At 65.3% G+C, this 15,560-nt stretch carries 14 protein-coding genes; 8 read left to right on the top strand and 6 right to left on the bottom strand.

What is annotated here, in order from left to right; translation table 11 throughout:
- Positions 1-18: 18 nt before the first annotated feature.
- Both WKB25_RS13965 and WKB25_RS13960 read right to left on the bottom strand, forming a co-directional pair.
- On the bottom strand, positions 19-1,959 hold the full coding sequence (locus tag WKB25_RS13965; protein WP_340571260.1) for a DUF3857 domain-containing protein: 1,941 nt from the start codon (positions 1,957-1,959) through the stop codon (positions 19-21).
- A 36-nt stretch (positions 1,960-1,995) separates the two neighbouring features.
- Positions 1,996-4,359, bottom strand: coding sequence for a DNA translocase FtsK 4TM domain-containing protein (locus WKB25_RS13960; protein WP_340571259.1), 2,364 nt, complete (start codon positions 4,357-4,359; stop codon positions 1,996-1,998).
- Positions 4,360-4,591: 232 nt separating this feature from the next.
- On the opposite strand from WKB25_RS13960, the gene trxB reads away from it, so the two are divergent.
- Together trxB and WKB25_RS13950 are read left to right on the top strand one after the other, a co-directional pair.
- Positions 4,592-5,563: a thioredoxin-disulfide reductase gene (gene trxB, locus WKB25_RS13955; RefSeq protein ID WP_340571258.1), complete on the top strand. Its 972-nt coding sequence runs from the start codon at positions 4,592-4,594 to the stop codon at positions 5,561-5,563.
- A 532-nt stretch (positions 5,564-6,095) separates the two neighbouring features.
- Positions 6,096-6,398, top strand: a complete 303-nt coding sequence (locus tag WKB25_RS13950) for a hypothetical protein (RefSeq protein WP_251475158.1) — start codon at positions 6,096-6,098, stop codon at positions 6,396-6,398.
- Positions 6,399-6,431: 33 nt separating this feature from the next.
- Here WKB25_RS13950 and WKB25_RS13945 read toward each other — a convergent pair whose 3' ends face one another.
- Positions 6,432-6,842: a hypothetical protein gene (locus WKB25_RS13945; RefSeq protein WP_340571257.1), complete on the bottom strand. Its 411-nt coding sequence runs from the start codon at positions 6,840-6,842 to the stop codon at positions 6,432-6,434.
- Positions 6,843-7,039: 197 nt separating this feature from the next.
- Between WKB25_RS13945 and WKB25_RS13940 the strand changes: the two genes are divergently transcribed.
- The gene (locus WKB25_RS13940; protein ID WP_340571256.1) at positions 7,040-8,164 is read left to right on the top strand and encodes a GNAT family N-acetyltransferase; all 1,125 of its coding nucleotides are present in this window, start codon (positions 7,040-7,042) and stop codon (positions 8,162-8,164) included.
- Positions 8,165-8,288: 124 nt separating this feature from the next.
- Here WKB25_RS13940 and WKB25_RS13935 read toward each other — a convergent pair whose 3' ends face one another.
- Positions 8,289-9,557, bottom strand: a complete 1,269-nt coding sequence (locus WKB25_RS13935; RefSeq protein WP_340571255.1) for a hypothetical protein — start codon at positions 9,555-9,557, stop codon at positions 8,289-8,291.
- Between the two features lie 71 nt (positions 9,558-9,628).
- Here WKB25_RS13935 and aat point away from each other — a divergent pair, with 71 nt between their 5' ends.
- The 3 genes from aat to WKB25_RS13920 all read left to right on the top strand — a co-directional run bounded on the left by aat (position 9,629) and on the right by WKB25_RS13920 (position 11,272).
- The gene (gene aat / locus WKB25_RS13930) at positions 9,629-10,369 is read left to right on the top strand and encodes a leucyl/phenylalanyl-tRNA--protein transferase (protein WP_340571324.1); all 741 of its coding nucleotides are present in this window, start codon (positions 9,629-9,631) and stop codon (positions 10,367-10,369) included.
- Between the two features lie 86 nt (positions 10,370-10,455).
- Positions 10,456-10,674, top strand: a complete 219-nt coding sequence (gene infA / locus WKB25_RS13925) for a translation initiation factor IF-1 (RefSeq protein WP_005409596.1) — start codon at positions 10,456-10,458, stop codon at positions 10,672-10,674.
- 202 nt (positions 10,675-10,876) lie between these two features.
- Positions 10,877-11,272, top strand: a complete 396-nt coding sequence (locus WKB25_RS13920) for a hypothetical protein (RefSeq protein WP_340571254.1) — start codon at positions 10,877-10,879, stop codon at positions 11,270-11,272.
- Between the two features lie 79 nt (positions 11,273-11,351).
- On the opposite strand, the gene clpA is transcribed toward WKB25_RS13920, so the two are convergent.
- Complete coding sequence (clpA, locus tag WKB25_RS13915; protein WP_049467362.1) at positions 11,352-13,634, bottom strand: ATP-dependent Clp protease ATP-binding subunit ClpA; 2,283 nt, start codon at positions 13,632-13,634, stop codon at positions 11,352-11,354.
- A gap of 138 nt (positions 13,635-13,772) precedes the next feature.
- Here clpA and WKB25_RS13910 point away from each other — a divergent pair, with 138 nt between their 5' ends.
- Complete coding sequence (locus tag WKB25_RS13910; RefSeq protein ID WP_340571253.1) at positions 13,773-14,585, top strand: APH(6) family putative aminoglycoside O-phosphotransferase; 813 nt, start codon at positions 13,773-13,775, stop codon at positions 14,583-14,585.
- Between the two features lie 46 nt (positions 14,586-14,631).
- On the opposite strand, the gene clpS is transcribed toward WKB25_RS13910, so the two are convergent.
- On the bottom strand, positions 14,632-14,958 hold the full coding sequence (gene clpS / locus WKB25_RS13905) for an ATP-dependent Clp protease adapter ClpS (RefSeq protein ID WP_025879127.1): 327 nt from the start codon (positions 14,956-14,958) through the stop codon (positions 14,632-14,634).
- A gap of 113 nt (positions 14,959-15,071) precedes the next feature.
- Between clpS and WKB25_RS13900 the strand changes: the two genes are divergently transcribed.
- Complete coding sequence (locus WKB25_RS13900; RefSeq protein WP_340571252.1) at positions 15,072-15,560, top strand: hypothetical protein; 489 nt, start codon at positions 15,072-15,074, stop codon at positions 15,558-15,560.

Genomic DNA, 15,560 nt, shown 5'->3' with positions numbered 1-15,560 from the left:
TGATCGCTGATCGGCGATTCAGCCGCCAGCGCCCGGCAGCTTGCCGTACAGCACCTGGCCACGGAAGCCCCGGCGCACCTCGCGGAACAGCGCGCGGAAGGCGGCATAGTCCTGCGGCTGGCACAGCGCCTCGGCGCCGCGCACCGCGTTCTGCTGCAGGCGGTGATGCACGGTCACTTCCTGCCCCTGCCGGCTCCAGTCGACCCGATACTCGCCGGCCGCATTGGCAAACCGCTGGCTGCCCGGGATCGCGATGATCGGGGCATTGGCCGGGAACTGCAGGCGATAGGTTTCCTCGCGCAGGCTGGCATTGCAGTAGAACGGCGTCTCGTTGTCCGGCGCCGAGGCGCTCGCGTACAGCCCGCGCACCGATTCGCCACCCGGCGGATCGGGTACGGCCATGCCGCCGGCCACGTCGAAGTCCACGTAGTCCTCGGCCTGGAACGCCATGCGATAACCGAACGGCCGGGTCAGATCGACCGGCACCCCCTGCAGCTGCAGCTGGCCACGGCCATCGAAACCGGACGCTGCCATGATCGACTCTTCAGCGCGCGCCCGGTTCTGCGCATTGAGCTGGGCGAACTGCGCGCGCATGCCGATCTCGGCGTTGTCGCTCAGCTGCGGCACCGTCTCGCCACGCAGATTGCCCTGCGCATCGAAGGTGAAGCGCACGTCCATCACCGTGGCGTTGCGCTGCGGATCGTTGGCCGGCGTGCGCGCCAGGGTGGCATCGCGGGTGTGCAGCACCGGCGCGCCGAGGTCGCCATCGGGCAGCTGGCCGAAGCGCGCCCATGCACTGGTCGAATCCAGGTACAGATCGAACTCGGGCACATAGGTGATGGCGTGGTTGAAGCGGCCCAGCAGCGGAATCTTCGGCAGCGTCGGCCCGCCGCCGGCGCCGATCAGCACCGGCGAACTGGTGATGCCCTTGGCCGCCAGCAGCGCCTCAAGGATCGTTACGTGGTCCTTGCAGTCGCCGTAATGGTTGTCGAGGATGCTCTGCGCACTGTTCGGCTCCAGGCCGCCATTGCCCAGGTACACCGCCACGTAGCGGATGTTCTGCGCGACCCAGCGGTACAGCGCATCGGCCTGCGCGCGGCGATCGCTGATGCCGGCGGTGACTTCATCGGCCAGCGCCTGGATCTCCGGGGTGACCTGCGCGGCCGGCCCCGCCTTCAGTTGATAGGCGCGGCCCATCTGCGACCAGTCACGATACGTGCTGGCCATGATGTTCGGCCCGAACTCCCACACCGCCGCCGACCAGTTCTGCGCCTGCATCGGTTCGCGGCGCTGGTAGCGCCAACGCCACTGCGCCTGGCCGTTCTTCACCACCGGGCGATCGCTGCCCTGCACGCCACGGCTGTCCACGAACATGGGCAGATTGGCCGGCGCGCTCAGGGTCACCTCGGCGTCGTCGTACTGGGTGAACACATTGAAGGTTTCCCACAGGCCGAAGTAACCCGGGAAGTACGGCGTCAGCTGGGTCCGCCGCACCTGGTAGAACAGCCGCGTACCCGGCGCCAGGTTGGGGAACACGATCACCCGCACCTTGCGGTCGGCATACATCGCCGCCGAGGCACTGGAATAGCTTTCCTGGGTGTAGATGCGATCGGCCGGCACCTCGCGGCGCTGGCCATCGGCGGTCAGCGTATAGGCGTTGACCACGTCCAGCGTTTCCATCTTCTCGCTGTAGCTCAACCGCACCTGGCTGAACTGCTCCACCGCTGCCTTGGTCTTGAGCAGGATCTCGTAGGTTTCGGTCTGTACGTTGCCTGCATCGGCACGCACTTGGTAGTCGGCGCGGTAGCGGACGAAGCTGAAGTTGTTGCTGGCCTCGGCATCGCTGCCGATGGACGGCGGCGCAACCGCAGGTACGGCTGTCGCAGCGGCATCGGCCAGCGCCGGGCCGGTTGCCAGCAGGCAGGCCAGCGCCAGCGCGCAGGAAACGGGTTGAAGCATGCGTCGGTTCCTTGGACGTCGGGAATGCGGCAGGGCTTACTTCGGCGGCGGCGGTGCCAGCACCGTGCGGTCGCCATTGTGCTCGGGCGAACTGACCACACCTGCCGCTTCCATGGCCTCAATCAGTCGCGCTGCGCGGTTGTAGCCGATCTTCAGGCGACGCTGCACCCCGGAAATGGAGGCACGACGGGTCTCGGTGACCACGCGCAGCGCTTCGTCGTACAGCGGGTCGGACTCATCGCCGCCGCCGGAACTGGTCTCCGGCAGGCCGGTCGCACCGACCACCACGCCATCACCCATCGTCTGTACTTCGTCCAGCACGCCGTCGACATAGTCGGCCGGGCCCATCGCCTTGAGGTGCTCGACCACGCGATGCACTTCTTCATCGGACACGAAGGCGCCATGCACACGCTCGGGCATCGCCGTGCCGGGCGGCAGGTACAGCATGTCGCCGTGACCAAGCAGCGTCTCGGCGCCGGACTGGTCGAGGATGGTGCGCGAATCGATCTTCGAGCTGACCTGGAAGGCGATGCGGGTAGGAATATTGGCCTTGATCAGGCCGGTGATGACGTCCACCGACGGGCGCTGGGTGGCCAGGATCAGGTGGATGCCGGCCGCACGCGCCTTCTGCGCGAGGCGCGCGATCAGCTCTTCGACCTTCTTGCCGACGATCATCATCATGTCGGCGAATTCGTCGATGAAGATGACGATGAACGGCAGCGTCTCCAGCGGCCGCGGCGCCTCGCCCAGTTCCGGGTTCGGCTTGAACAGCGGGTCCATCATCGGCTGCCCGGCGTCCTGTGCGTCCTTCACCTTCTTGTTGAAGCCGGCCAGGTTGCGCACGCCCACCGCGCTCATCAGCTTGTAGCGGCGCTCCATCTCGGCCACGCACCAGCGCAGGCCGTTGGCGGCCTCCTTCATGTCGGTGACCACCGGCGCCAGCAGATGCGGAATGCCCTGGTAGACGCTCAGCTCGAGCATCTTCGGGTCGATCATCAGCATCCGCAGGTCTTTCGGCGACGCCTTGAACAGCAGGCTCAGCACCATCGCGTTGACCGCCACCGACTTGCCCGAACCGGTGGTACCGGCCACCAGCAGGTGCGGCATGCGCGCTAGGTCGGCCACGGTCGAGCGACCGGCGATGTCCTTGCCCAGCGCCAGGGTCAACGAACTGGCCGACTTGTCGTATTCCTTCGAGCGCAGCAGCTCGGACAGGTAGATCATCTCGCGGGTGACGTTGGGGATTTCCAGGCCGATCACCGACTTGCCCGGGATCACATCGACCACACGCACCGACTTGACCGACAGGCCGCGGGCAATGTCCTTGTCCAGCGAACTGATCTGGCTGACCTTGATGCCCGGCGCAGGCTCGATCTCGAAGCGGGTGATGACCGGGCCGGGGTTGGCGCCGACCACCTGTGCATCGATGCGGAAGTCCTTGAGCTTGAACTCGATCTGCCGCGACAGCGCGTCGAGGGTGTCCTTGTCGTAGCCCACAGGCTGCGGCTTGGGATCATCCAGCAGGGCCAGCGGCGGCAGGTCCGAGCCGTCGCCATTGACGCCGCGGAACATCGGGATCTGGTTGTCGCGCTTGGCCCGGTCGCTCTTTTCGATCACCGGCTCGGGGCGCGGCTCGATCTTCACCGGTTCGCGCTTGGCGCGCACCTCGGCATCGGCCTTGCGTACTTCCTGGCGCTCCTCGCGCAGGACGCGGGTCTGCTGCCACTCGGTGGCCTGCTCCTTCTTGCGCTCCAGCAGCGGCGCCAGCGACATCACGCCGCGACCGATCTTCTCCATCACCACGAACCAGGACAAGCCTGTAGCCAGGGTGATCGAGGCCAGCAGCAGCACCAGCACGAACAGGTTAGCGCCCAGCGCGCCAAAGCCAACGCTGAGCGAATTGCCGACCAGCTTGCCGAGAATGCCGCCGGCATGGGACACGTCGCCACTGAACAGGCGCACGTGCAGGAAACCGGTGCCGGCAATCAGGAAGCCGACCAGCCCGACCAGCCGCAACGCGGGGTCCAGATCGTTCTCGCCCTTGCTTTCGCGCTTCAGGCCGAACATCGCGATCCAGGCCAGCGCGCCCAGCACCACCGGCAGCAGGAAGGCGATGTAGCCGAACAACTGCAGCAGCACGTCGGCGATCCACGCGCCCGCGCGGCCGCCCATGTTGTGTACCGGCGCGACCACGCTACCGGTGTGCGACCAGCCCGGGTCCGTCGCTGAATAGGTGAAAAGGCTGGCAGCCAGATACAGCAGCGCCGGCGCGATGGCGATCAGACCCAGGTCACGCCACAGGCGCTGACGGCGTGGATTGTCGGTCGTGGCCGCTGCCGCCGAGCGACGCGACGCCTTTTTGTCGTCGGACTTGGAGCGTTCGGGGACCTGCTTCGCCACCTTAGACCATACCTTTGGAATGCGCTGTTAGTGTTTGATAATAAACGAGACGGCGTCAGTTTTCAGTTATCCGTTGCCGCACAAGCGGGGACAGGGCCAGAAACCGCCCGTGGATGGCGCTGTTCTGTTCATCGGCTTGAATCGCCCTGCCCCAGCCGCCACTCTATGACCAGCCAAGGATGCTGTGCAAACATCGCCGCGCCTTGTCCCATCTACCTTTTCGCGAGTCTACATGAGCACCAGCCTGCCCTCCCGCCACCAGCGTCTTGTCATCCTCGGTTCCGGCCCGGCCGGTTGGACCGCTGCCGTCTACGCTGCCCGCGCCAACCTGAAGCCGGTCGTCATCACCGGCCTGCAGCAGGGTGGCCAGCTGATGACCACCACCGAAGTGGACAACTGGCCGGGTGACGCCCATGGCCTGATGGGCCCGGACCTGATGGCGCGCATGCAGGCCCACGCCGAGCGCTTCGAGACCGAGGTCATCTTCGACCACATCCACACCGCGGACCTGTCGCAGCGCCCGTTCAAGCTGATCGGCGACAGCCACGAGTACACCTGTAACGCCCTGATCATCTCCACCGGCGCGACCGCCAAGTACCTGGGCATCCCGACCGAAGACGAGTTCAAGGGCCGCGGCGTCTCCGCCTGTGCCACCTGCGACGGCTTCTTCTACCGTGACCAGGACGTGGTCGTGGTCGGCGGCGGCAACACCGCCGTGGAAGAAGCGCTGTACCTGTCCAACATCGCCCGCAAGGTCTACCTGGTCCACCGCCGCGACACCCTGAAGGCGGAGAAGATCATGCAGGACAAGCTGTTCGCCAAGGTTGAAGCCGGCAAGATCGAAACCGTCTGGCACCACCAGGTGGAGGAAGTGCTGGGCAACGAGGCCGGCGTGACCGGCGTGCGCGTGAAGTCGACCCTGGACGGCAGCACCCGCGACATCGACGCGCACGGCTTCTTCGTGGCCATCGGCCACCACCCGAACACCCAGCTGTTCGACGGCCAGCTGGCCATGAACAACGGCTATCTGGAAATCCGTTCGGGCCTGGGCGGCAACGCCACCCAGACCTCGGTGGAAGGCGTGTTCGCCGCCGGCGACGTGGCCGACCAGCACTACCGCCAGGCGATCACCTCGGCCGGCTTCGGCTGCATGGCCGCACTGGATGCCGAGCGTTACCTGGATGCACAGGGCAAGGCCAGCTGAGACTGGCTTCTGTAGCGTCGAGACAGCGTTGACTCGAGGCGGGCGCGAAAGCGCCCGTCTTTGTATTTTTGCCTCGCACGCTCCGTCCAGACACCGTCCCTCACGCATACGTCGATACGCATGACGCCGAAGCTACGCACATGCGCAGCTTCGTCTGTGAGGGCCATCAGCCTAGAATACTGTCCACCCCGCCCCCGCCAGCGTCGTAGTGATGAATTCCATTGTCCTTGACTGCCAGAGCGGCGTAGAGCACCCATTGAATGACGGGCTCACAATCGGGCTACTTGCTCGAAGAGACGCTTTGGCCGTGCTGGTAAGGCAGGTCAGAGAGACTGAACTCAAAGAGCTGGAAGAACGGGAACGGAGCGTGTGGGTCCAATTTCCCTACCCGTTTGTATACGGAGCCTTCAGCTGGTTTGCCACAAGCCTGACCGCGTATCTCCAACTGCTTCCAGTCGCAGATCGACTCAGGAGGGACCCATCCCTACTCCATACGCTCGCTCAAGACCGTAATTCGGTCAGGAAGGCAGGCTTGGATCTGGTCGACAGCGTGTGCCCAGAGATCCAGGCATGGAGAAATCAGGTTGGCGCGCATGCCGCCCTGGCTGACCCAAGGAAGCAGGACAACGCCGCACTACTGCTTGCGTCCGTGACCCACACCATTTCCGCGAGAAGCCAGCGATTCTATGTCGGTGTCGGCGGGCATGCGATCGTCTCCACTGAAGACAGAAGCGTTCTCGCGTCTCATAGCTGGAAAGCCTGGTCCATCACCGAGACATATGAGCGTTTGACACCGCGCTTTTGGCCCGACAGCACACTGACTTCAATGTCATAACAGTTGTGTGGGCATTGCTCACTGCCACAGCCCTCACTCAATCGCCTGAATGACACGCTCAAAGTCCGAGAGAAACGCCGCCTTGTCGATCAGTTCCTTGCTGCGCTCCGTCTTCTGAGCGATTTGCAGGGCGCTATCCTCTATCAGCATCCGAAAATTCCTTCGCAACACCTCCCCCGACACGCCCTTCCAGTCTTGCTGCACGAGTACGAGATCGAGTGAAAGGCTGGCTCGCGCCTTCGAGTGCCTGAGCCTTGACACTCCCCGAGGCTCAAACTTCCAGATGCTTCCGCTTACGCGCAGAACAAAGCCGATCTCCATGATCGAGCGGAAATAGCTGCCGCACAAATGATGGCCAAGCGCGTGCCGGAACTCGCCTCGGAGCGGATTCACCACCTTGTCCGATTGGCTGTCCCCATACTGCGCTCCGATAGTGACCTTCAAGAGCAGTCCTCAGAACAATGTCAGAGTGAACCTTAGCCAAGAATCGCGTTCATCAGGAAGCCAACAGAACGATGCCGTACGCGGCAGGCGCCATTGGAGGACGCCGCGGCAAAATCGACCGCGCCATCCATCTTTGCTTTCGGCCCGATTGCGACAACCGCTAGAGTTTCCACTCGAATCTGCTCTAACCTCAGCTCATGCCCACCGCCCGCCTCTTCGACTCCCTGCAGTCCATTCCCGCCACCGACTGGGATGCCCTGCACGACGGCCGCAACCCGTTCGTCAGCCATGCCTTCCTGTCCGGCCTGGAAACCTACGGCTGCCTGCGCGAGGACTGGGGCTGGCAGCCGCAGCATTTCAGCCTGTGGGACGGGGACACCCTGGTCGGCGCCCTTCCCGGCTACCTGAAGACCAACTCGCACGGCGAGTTCGTGTTCGACCACGCCTGGGCCAACGCCTATGCGCGCCACGGCCGCGACTACTACCCGAAGTGGCTCGGCGCGGTGCCGTACTCGCCGGTGACCGGCCCGCGTCTGCTGGCCCGTGACGATTCGCAGCGCACTGCCCTGCTGACGGCACTGCGCGAACAGATGACCGCACTCGACGTGTCGTCGGCACACATCAATTTCCACTCTGCTACTGACGAGACCGCCTTCGGCGACGACTGGCTGCTGCGCGAGGACATACAGTTCCAGTGGCAGAACCCGGGTGACTGGAGCACGTTCGAGCAGTTCCTCGGTGCCATGAACCACAAGCATCGCAAGAACATCCGCCAGGAGCGGGCCAAGGTTACCCGCCAGGGCATCAGCTTCCGGGTGGTGCATGGCGACGAAGCGAGCCGCGCCGATCTGCAGGCCATGTACCGCTTCTACCTGCAGACCTTCCTGGAATACGGCAACGCACCAGCGCTGACCGAAGCCTTTCTGCGCCATTTGGCGATTTCAATGGGGCGCGGACTGGTGCTGTTCCTGGCCGAGCAGGACGGCGAGCCCATTGCCGGTGCGCTGTGCCTGCGCGGTGGCGACACGCTGTACGGCCGCTACTGGGGCGGCGCCACCCTGCCCGGCCTGCACTTCGAGGCCTGCTACTACCAGGGCATCGAATACTGCCTGCGCGAGGGCGTGGCCCGCTTCGAGCCGGGTGCGCAGGGCGAACACAAACTGGCACGCGGCTTCCTGCCGACGATCGTGCGCAGCCGACACTGGGTGGCCGATGCGGCGTTTGCCGATGCGCTGCGCGACTGGTGCCGGCAGGAACGGCGGGATGTGCGGCGCTACCAGCAGGAGCTGCAGGGGCACAGCCCGTTTCGTGCGGAAGCGTAGCGTCTAGATTGCTCGACTGAGAAGGTGCGTGCGAAGCGTGCCAACCAAGGTTGGCAACTACCAGAGCAAGGTGCCGACCAAGGTTGGCGCCGGCCAGCGCAGGCAATTGACGAGGACGCTGCGCTCAGGTGCACTGCCAGAAATGCCCGCTCACCCGGCACTTCGCGCACCAGAAGCTGTAGAGCATGCCGCCACTCCCCCACAGCAGCATGCCCTCATTGGTGGTCGGCAACGTTGAGTCGAGCTGCATCACGAAAGGCATCTGCTCGCCGCAATCGATGCACGCCGGGTAGTGCGCGCTCTGCACCCAGCTCGGCGCGCCCCCCACCCGCGACAGGTTCTGCCGGTGATTGGACTGGCCCCAGTCCTGCTGCCGCCAGCGTTCACCGTCCATCGCGGCAAGACCGACCTCGGCCTGCATCAGGTCGCCGCTGTCGGTGGGATTGATCGGCACCTCACGGTACTGGCTGGGGTGGCAGCTCGGCATACCGTCCGCATCGTGGCGATAGAAGCGCACGGGTGGATCTTCCCAGCCGCAACAGTCCAGGCACAGGCCCAGGGTGATCGAGCCGGTCGCTCCGTCCACCAACGCCGCGGCATCGGTCTGCAGCAGACGCTGCAGCGGTGCATGACAACTGCCACACACGGCGTCGAGCGGGCCGCCCATGTTCCCCGCATGCTGCACCTGACCGCCATTCCAGGTGGGATGCAGCCGCCAGATCCGCTTGCGCCAGCCCGGCTCTTCGGCCACCTGTGCGCGGTGCTGCCTGCTTCCAAAGCGCAGGTGCAGCGGCTGCTGGCCATGCAGGCGGCGCAACCGGGGACCATCGGCCAAGCCCGCCCAGTGCGCCCACACCTGCGCGTCCAGATCGCTCCAGTCGGCGAGGTAGCCACGGGCGGCGGCATGGGTTTCCGGCTGGGTGGCAAGCAGCAGCGCCTTGGCGCGCTCCAGTTCGCGATCGTCGTCGGCCTCGGTCAACCGGTGCGCCCAGTGCGCCGCGACCGGCGGCGGCAGTGCCTGCCAGACCTGCGGGGCCAGTTGGATGTCATCCTCGATGGCGACCGCCAGCAGCGCTTCCCAGTCCTCCTGCAGCACCTGCGGCGCCTGGTAGCTGGCAAACTCCAGCACGCTGGTCAGCAGCTCGCTGCGCTCGCCGTCACGATAGCGCCGCCAGGCATCGATACAGACCGGCGCGACAGCTTCATCCGGCAGCAGATCCAGCGCCGTATCGAGAAAAGCGGAGCTGGGTGAGCGACGCTCCAGTGCCTGCAGCAGCAGCGCGCCAAGCCGGGGGCGGTCTTCGCTGGCCAGGGACAACAGCATGCCCAGGCTGTCATTGCGTGTGCGCGGCGCATCGTGCGCATCGAGGATGGCGGTGATGGGGTCGCTCATGCGGGGCTCCTTGCCGGTGAAGCGTGATGGTGCCAGACATCGCGCATCGCCACGACGAATACAATGCCGGCATGACCCGTCAGCTGCCCTGGCGCCTGGCCGATGCGCCGGATGCCCCCTTCCCGCCGGCCGAGACCGCGCTGCGTCAACCCGACGGCCTGCTGGCCGTGGGCGGCGACCTGCACCCGCTGCGCCTGCTCAACGCCTATGCCGGCGGCATCTTTCCGTGGTTCAGCGAGGGCGAGCCGATCCTGTGGTGGTCGCCGGACCCGCGCACGGTGTTCCGTACCGACGGTGTGCACCTGAGCAGCAGGTTCCGCCGGCAACTGCGCGGCAGCAACTGGGAAGTGACCGCCGATACCGCCTTCAGCCAGGTGATGCGCGCCTGCGCCAGCGCCCCCCGTCCCGGCCAGGACGGCACCTGGATCAGCCCGGCGATGGTGGATGCCTACAGCCAGCTGCACGACCTGGGTTTCGCGCATTCCTTCGAAGTGTGGGACCGGCAAACGTTGGTCGGTGGCATCTATGGCGTGGCCATCGGTGCGATGTTCTTCGGAGAAAGCATGTTCAGCGGCGCCAGCGGCGGCTCCAAGGTGGCGCTGGCCGCACTGGCGCAGACACTGCATGGCTGGGGTTGGCCACTGATCGATGCGCAGGTGGAGAATCCGCACCTGCTGCGCATGGGGGCCGAGCATCTGCCGCGCGCGCCGTTTCTGCAACAGGTCCGCAGTGCGGTGCAGGCAGCGGGCCGGGAAGGTGCCTGGACTCAGCTGGTCGGGCGCGTGCCGGCAGCGGATTTTGCCGGGGAATAACACAATCTTTGCAAGCTGGGCGTTTGACGCGTAAAATGCTGCGCCTTAGGCCCAACGTGGCCGTTTTCTGAACCGCACAGGACTACATGTCGAAAGACGATTCCATCGAGTTCGAGGGCACCGTCAGCGAGACGCTGCCGAACACCACTTTCCGCGTTCGTCTGGAAAATGGGCACGAAATCATCGCCCACATCTCCGGCCGCATGCGCAAGAACTACATCCGCATCCTCACCGGTGACCGGGTCAAGGTTGAAATGACCCCGTACGACCTGACCAAGGGTCGTATCACCTACCGAATGAAGTAAGCGGCTGGCGCGTTGCGCCACCCCGACAAGGCCAGCCCTGGACGCTGGCCTTTTGTCATGCCTGGAATCCGGCCCTGCCGGACGGCACCCTGACCGAATGCACCGTGACATCGGTCAGCCATCCTTGCGGCAGATTCGCATTCGCAGCGGCGGCGTCATCGTGGCACCCGATCCAGTCCGGATCGCCACCCCTGCCCCCGCCATGAACATGCCTTCCCTGCCCACTGGCTTTGCTGCCCTCGCACTCATCACTGCCGCCCTGGCCGCTCCCGCTGCCCAGGCCGCAGATACAGCGCCGGCAACCACCGGCGACAGTTGCATCGCCTTGAGCGAGGACCAGCAGATCGTCCGCGCCGGCGCCGATCGCGACGTGCTGCTGCGCAATGGTGACCAGCACTACCGCGTCGTGTTCACCGCCTCCTGCAGCAGCGCCGTAACCTCGCGCCGATTGGCTTTTGAAACGCAGGGCCAGAGCAACCAGCTGTGCGGCGGCGCACGCAGCGAGCTGAAGACCGACCGCGCCAGCTGCACAGTCGAGCGCATCGAACCCCTGGAAGCGACCGCCTTCAATCGCATCGCCCGCCAGCGCAGCCGTTGAGGGCTGAAGGCTGACACGACAAGGGCGGCCTGAGCCGCCCTGTCGTTGCTTCCACTGCCGGGCACTGCCCGGCACACCCTTACTCCACCGTGGCCGGCAACAGCCGCTCCGGTTCGGCCTGCGCCTCGACAACCAGCTCGTCGTTGCGCACGTCGATGCTGACCTTGCCCCCGTTCACCAGCTTGCCGAACAACAGCTCGTCCGCCAGCGGCCGCTTCACCTTGTCCTGCAGCACCCGCGCCATCGGGCGGGCGCCCATCAGCGGGTCGAAACCGTGGTGGGCCAGCCAGTCGCGCGCGGTCGGCGTGGCCGACAGACTGACGTGCTTCTCCTGCAGCAGCATCTCCAGCTCGATCAGGAACTTGTCCACCACGCGCAGGATGTGCTCGAAGCCCAGCGGCTGGAACTGCACCACCGCATCGAGGCGGTTGCGGAATTCCGGGGTGAACGCACGACGGATGGTTTCCATCGCGTCGGTGGCGTGGTCCTGCTTGGTGAAACCGATCGAGCGCCGCGAGGCCTGCGCCGCGCCGGCATTGGTGGTCATCACCAGCACCACGTTCTTGAAGTTGGCTTCGCGACCGTTGGTGTCGGTCAGCACGCCGCGGTCCATCACCTGCAGCAGGATGTTGAAGATGTCCGGGTGCGCCTTCTCGATTTCATCCAGCAGCAGTACGCAGTGCGGCGTCTTGACGATCTTCTCGGTCAGCAGGCCGCCCTGGTCGAAGCCGACGTAGCCAGGAGGGGCACCGATCAGTCGGCTGATCGAATGCGGCTCCATGTACTCGGACATATCGAAACGGACCAGCTCGATGCCCAGCTGCAGCGCCAGCTGCTTGGTCACCTCGGTCTTGCCGACACCGGTGGGTCCGGCGAACAGGAAGTTGCCGATCGGCTTTTCAGGATTGCCCAGGCCCGAGCGCGCCAGCTTGATGGCCGACGCCAGGGTGCCGATGGCCGGATCCTGGCCGAAGATCACCATCTTCAGGTTGCGCTCCAGGTGCTGCAGCACATCCTTGTCGGTGGCGCTGACCTGCTTGGCCGGGATGCGCGCCATCTTGGCGACGATGGCCTCGACCTCTTCGACGTCGATCAGCTCCTTGCGCTGGCCTTCCGGCAACAGGCGCTGGCGGGCACCAGCCTCATCGATCACGTCGATGGCCTTGTCCGGCAGCAGACGGTCGGCGATGTGCTTGACCGACAGGTCGACCGCAGCCTGCAGCGCTTCATCGGCGTAGGTCACGCCGTGGTGGGCTTCGTACTTGGACTTCAGGCCCTGCAGGATCTCGTAGGTTTCGCCCACGGTCGGCTCGACGATGTCGATCTTCTGGAAGCGACGGGCCAGCGCCCGGTCCTTCTCGAAGATGCCGCGGTATTCCTGGAAGGTGGTCGAGCCGATGCAGCGCAGCTCGCCCGACGCCAGGGCCGGCTTGATCAGGTTGGAGGCATCCATGGTGCCGCCCGACGCCGAACCGGCGCCGATGATGGTGTGGATCTCGTCGATGAACAGCACCGCATTGGGCACCTTCTTCAACGCGGTCAGCACACCCTTCAGGCGCTTCTCGAAGTCGCCACGGTATTTGGTGCCGGCCACCAGCGCGCCCAGGTCGAGCGAGTAGATGACCGCATCGGCCAGCACGTCCGGCACCGAGCCTTCGACGATGCGTCGGGCCAGGCCCTCGGCAATGGCCGTCTTGCCGACGCCGGCCTCGCCCACGTACAGCGGGTTGTTCTTGCGGCGGCGGCACAAGACCTGGATGGTGCGTTCGATCTCGTCGGCACGGCCGACCAGCGGGTCGATGCGACCGGCGCGGGCCTGTTCGTTGAGGTTGCTGGCGAACTCGGTCAGGGCATCGCCCTTCGGCTCGCCCTCGCCCCCTTCCATGCGGCCCTCGCCCTCGGACGAGGACGGCTGCTCGCCCTCCTCGCCCAGCTTGGCGATGCCGTGGGACAGGTAATTGACCACATCCAGCCGGGTGACGTCCTGCTGGTTGAGGTAATAGACGGCGTGGGAGTCCTTTTCGCCGAAGATGGCGACCAGCACGTTGGCGCCGGTGACCTCCTTCTTGCCGGAGGACTGCACGTGGTACACGGCCCGCTGCAGCACGCGCTGGAAGCCCAGGGTCGGCTGGGTATCGCGGCCGTCATCTTCGGCCAGGCGGGACACGGAGGCCTCGATGGCCTGCTCCAGCTCCTGGCGCAGGCGGTCGGCGTCAGCACCGCAGGCCTTCAGTACGGCCTGGGCGGACGGATTGTCGAGCAGTGCCAGCAGCAGGTGTTCGACCGTCATGAACTCATGTCGGGCCTCACGGGCGCGCTTGTAGCACTGGCCGATGGTGTGTTCGAGGTCTTTGCTGAACATGGATTACTCCGGCGGCAGTTGGAGACAATATGCGGCCTGACTACGCGATTTCCATCACCCTAGCGGATTGCGGCGTTCATATGGCGTTAGCACTGCCAAACGCTTGATCATCGTTCACTCCAGGACAGCACACTCACCATGAGCGAACCCTACCTGAGCCGCTGGCGATTGCGACGTGATGGTCCTTCGATCCGTACCCCCCATGCCCGGCTCTGGCCGGTGCTGACCGCCTCTGGCGAGGCGGCCATGTTGAAGGTGAGCACGGAGACAGAGGAACAGAACGGCCATCGCCTGCTGCGCTGGTGGAATGGCGACGGTGCCGCACGCCTGCTGGCCCACGAGGGGCCGGCGATCCTGATCGAACGGGCGCACGGTGACTCGCTGCGGCAACGTTCGATCAAGGGCGAGGACGACGCCTGCACCATGATCCTGTGCCAGGTCCTGCAGCAGCTGCACCGGCCACGGAGCGCGCCGCCAGAAGATCTGGTCTGCCTGCGTAGATGGTTCGCCGATCTGCTGCAGGCAAGGGCGCCGCTGCCGCCATTGCTGGAACAGTGCAGATCGCTGGCGATGGCACTGCTGGAGGAGGAGCAGGAGGTACGGCCGCTGCACGGCGACCTGCACCACGACAACGTGCTGGATTTCGGCGCGCGGGGCTGGCTGGCGATCGACCCGAAGCGGCTGCTGGGCGACCGCGCGTTCGACTACACCACATTGTTCAGTAACCCGGACCTGTGCGGGCCGGGCATCCATGTGGCGACGCGGCACGAGCGCTTCCACGCCCGGGTGGAACAGGTCTGCCGGCTGGCCGACATCGAGCGCGCGCGACTGCTGCGCTGGATCGCGGCCAGTGCCGGGCTGTCAGCGGTGTGGTTCCGGGGTGACGGCGACCCGGCCGATGTAGATCAGGCGGTGGCGGAGATGGCGTTGCAGGCGCTGGCGGAGGCGTGAATCGCGTTTTGCAGGTGCCCACCCTGGTGGGCACACCGCGTCAGGGTCAGGCCTTTTCCATCGTGCACAGCAACGGATGCTGGTTCATCCGCGCGTACTCGTTGACCTGGGCCACCTTGGTTTCGGCCACTTCGCGGGTGAACACACCGCAGACGCCACGGCCACGGGTGTGGACGTGCAGCATCACCTGGGTGGCCTTGTCCAGGTCCATGTTGAAGAACTGCTGCAGGACGTCCACGACGAAATCCATCGGGGAGTAGTCGTCATTGAGCAGCATGACCTGGTAGAACGGCGGCGGCGCCACTTCCGGGCGCGCGGGCTCCACGGCAACGCCGTGCTCGTGGTGGGAATCGGGGGCGGACTCGCGAGGCATCTGTCGATTATAAGGGGTGAGTCGGCCTTGCGCAGGCCCTGCGCGGAATGGACGGCACGGACGCCCGCCGTCACAATTGCACCTTCCCACACTTTTGGTTTCACAGGATCTTCATGAAAAGGACCCTTCTCTCCGCCCTGCTGATCGCCCTGACTGCCGCTGGCACCGCTGGCGCTGCGACCACCACTGACAGCGCGAAGGCCGACAAGGCCGTTGCCCGTCATCTGGAAAAGCTGGGCTACACCTACGAGGTGGATGAAGACGGCGATTACCAGATGGTGTTCGACGTCGAAGGCGATCGCACCCAGATCGTCTACGTGCGCTCGTCGGTGGAAGACTTCGGTACTCACAACATCCGTGAGATCTGGTCGCCGGGTTACACCTCGCAGACCAAGCAGTTCCCGGTGGCCGTGGCCAACCGCCTGCTGGAAGACTCGCAGGATGCCAAGATGGGCGGCTGGGTGAAGCAGGAGTCGACCGCGATGTTCGTGGTGAAGATCGATGCCGACGCCACCTCCGACCAGCTCAGCGACGCCATCGATGCGGCCATCCGCACCGCCGATGCGATGGAGCTGGAGCTGACCAAGAAGGACGACCTCTGA

It is taken from the genome of Stenotrophomonas sp. G106K1, from assembly GCF_037969685.1.
Lineage (GTDB): Bacteria > Pseudomonadota > Gammaproteobacteria > Xanthomonadales > Xanthomonadaceae > Stenotrophomonas > Stenotrophomonas lactitubi.
This window is presented reverse-complemented; position numbering and strand designations above follow the sequence as displayed.

Excerpts from the sequence above, each read along its gene's own strand:
- infA (WP_005409596.1), top strand. The coding sequence starts at position 10,456 with ATGTCGAAAGACGATTCCATCGAGTTCGAGGGCACCGTCAGCGAGACG.
- WKB25_RS13935 (WP_340571255.1), bottom strand. The coding sequence starts at position 9,557 with ATGAGCGACCCCATCACCGCCATCCTCGATGCGCACGATGCGCCGCGC.
- WKB25_RS13900 (WP_340571252.1), top strand. The coding sequence starts at position 15,072 with ATGAAAAGGACCCTTCTCTCCGCCCTGCTGATCGCCCTGACTGCCGCT.
- WKB25_RS13965 (WP_340571260.1), bottom strand. The coding sequence starts at position 1,959 with ATGCTTCAACCCGTTTCCTGCGCGCTGGCGCTGGCCTGCCTGCTGGCA.
- trxB (WP_340571258.1), top strand. The coding sequence starts at position 4,592 with ATGAGCACCAGCCTGCCCTCCCGCCACCAGCGTCTTGTCATCCTCGGT.
- WKB25_RS13920 (WP_340571254.1), top strand. The coding sequence starts at position 10,877 with ATGAACATGCCTTCCCTGCCCACTGGCTTTGCTGCCCTCGCACTCATC.
- WKB25_RS13940 (WP_340571256.1), top strand. The coding sequence starts at position 7,040 with ATGCCCACCGCCCGCCTCTTCGACTCCCTGCAGTCCATTCCCGCCACC.
- WKB25_RS13910 (WP_340571253.1), top strand. The coding sequence starts at position 13,773 with ATGAGCGAACCCTACCTGAGCCGCTGGCGATTGCGACGTGATGGTCCT.
- clpS (WP_025879127.1), bottom strand. The coding sequence starts at position 14,958 with ATGCCTCGCGAGTCCGCCCCCGATTCCCACCACGAGCACGGCGTTGCC.
- clpA (WP_049467362.1), bottom strand. The coding sequence starts at position 13,634 with ATGTTCAGCAAAGACCTCGAACACACCATCGGCCAGTGCTACAAGCGC.
- aat (WP_340571324.1), top strand. The coding sequence starts at position 9,629 with ATGACCCGTCAGCTGCCCTGGCGCCTGGCCGATGCGCCGGATGCCCCC.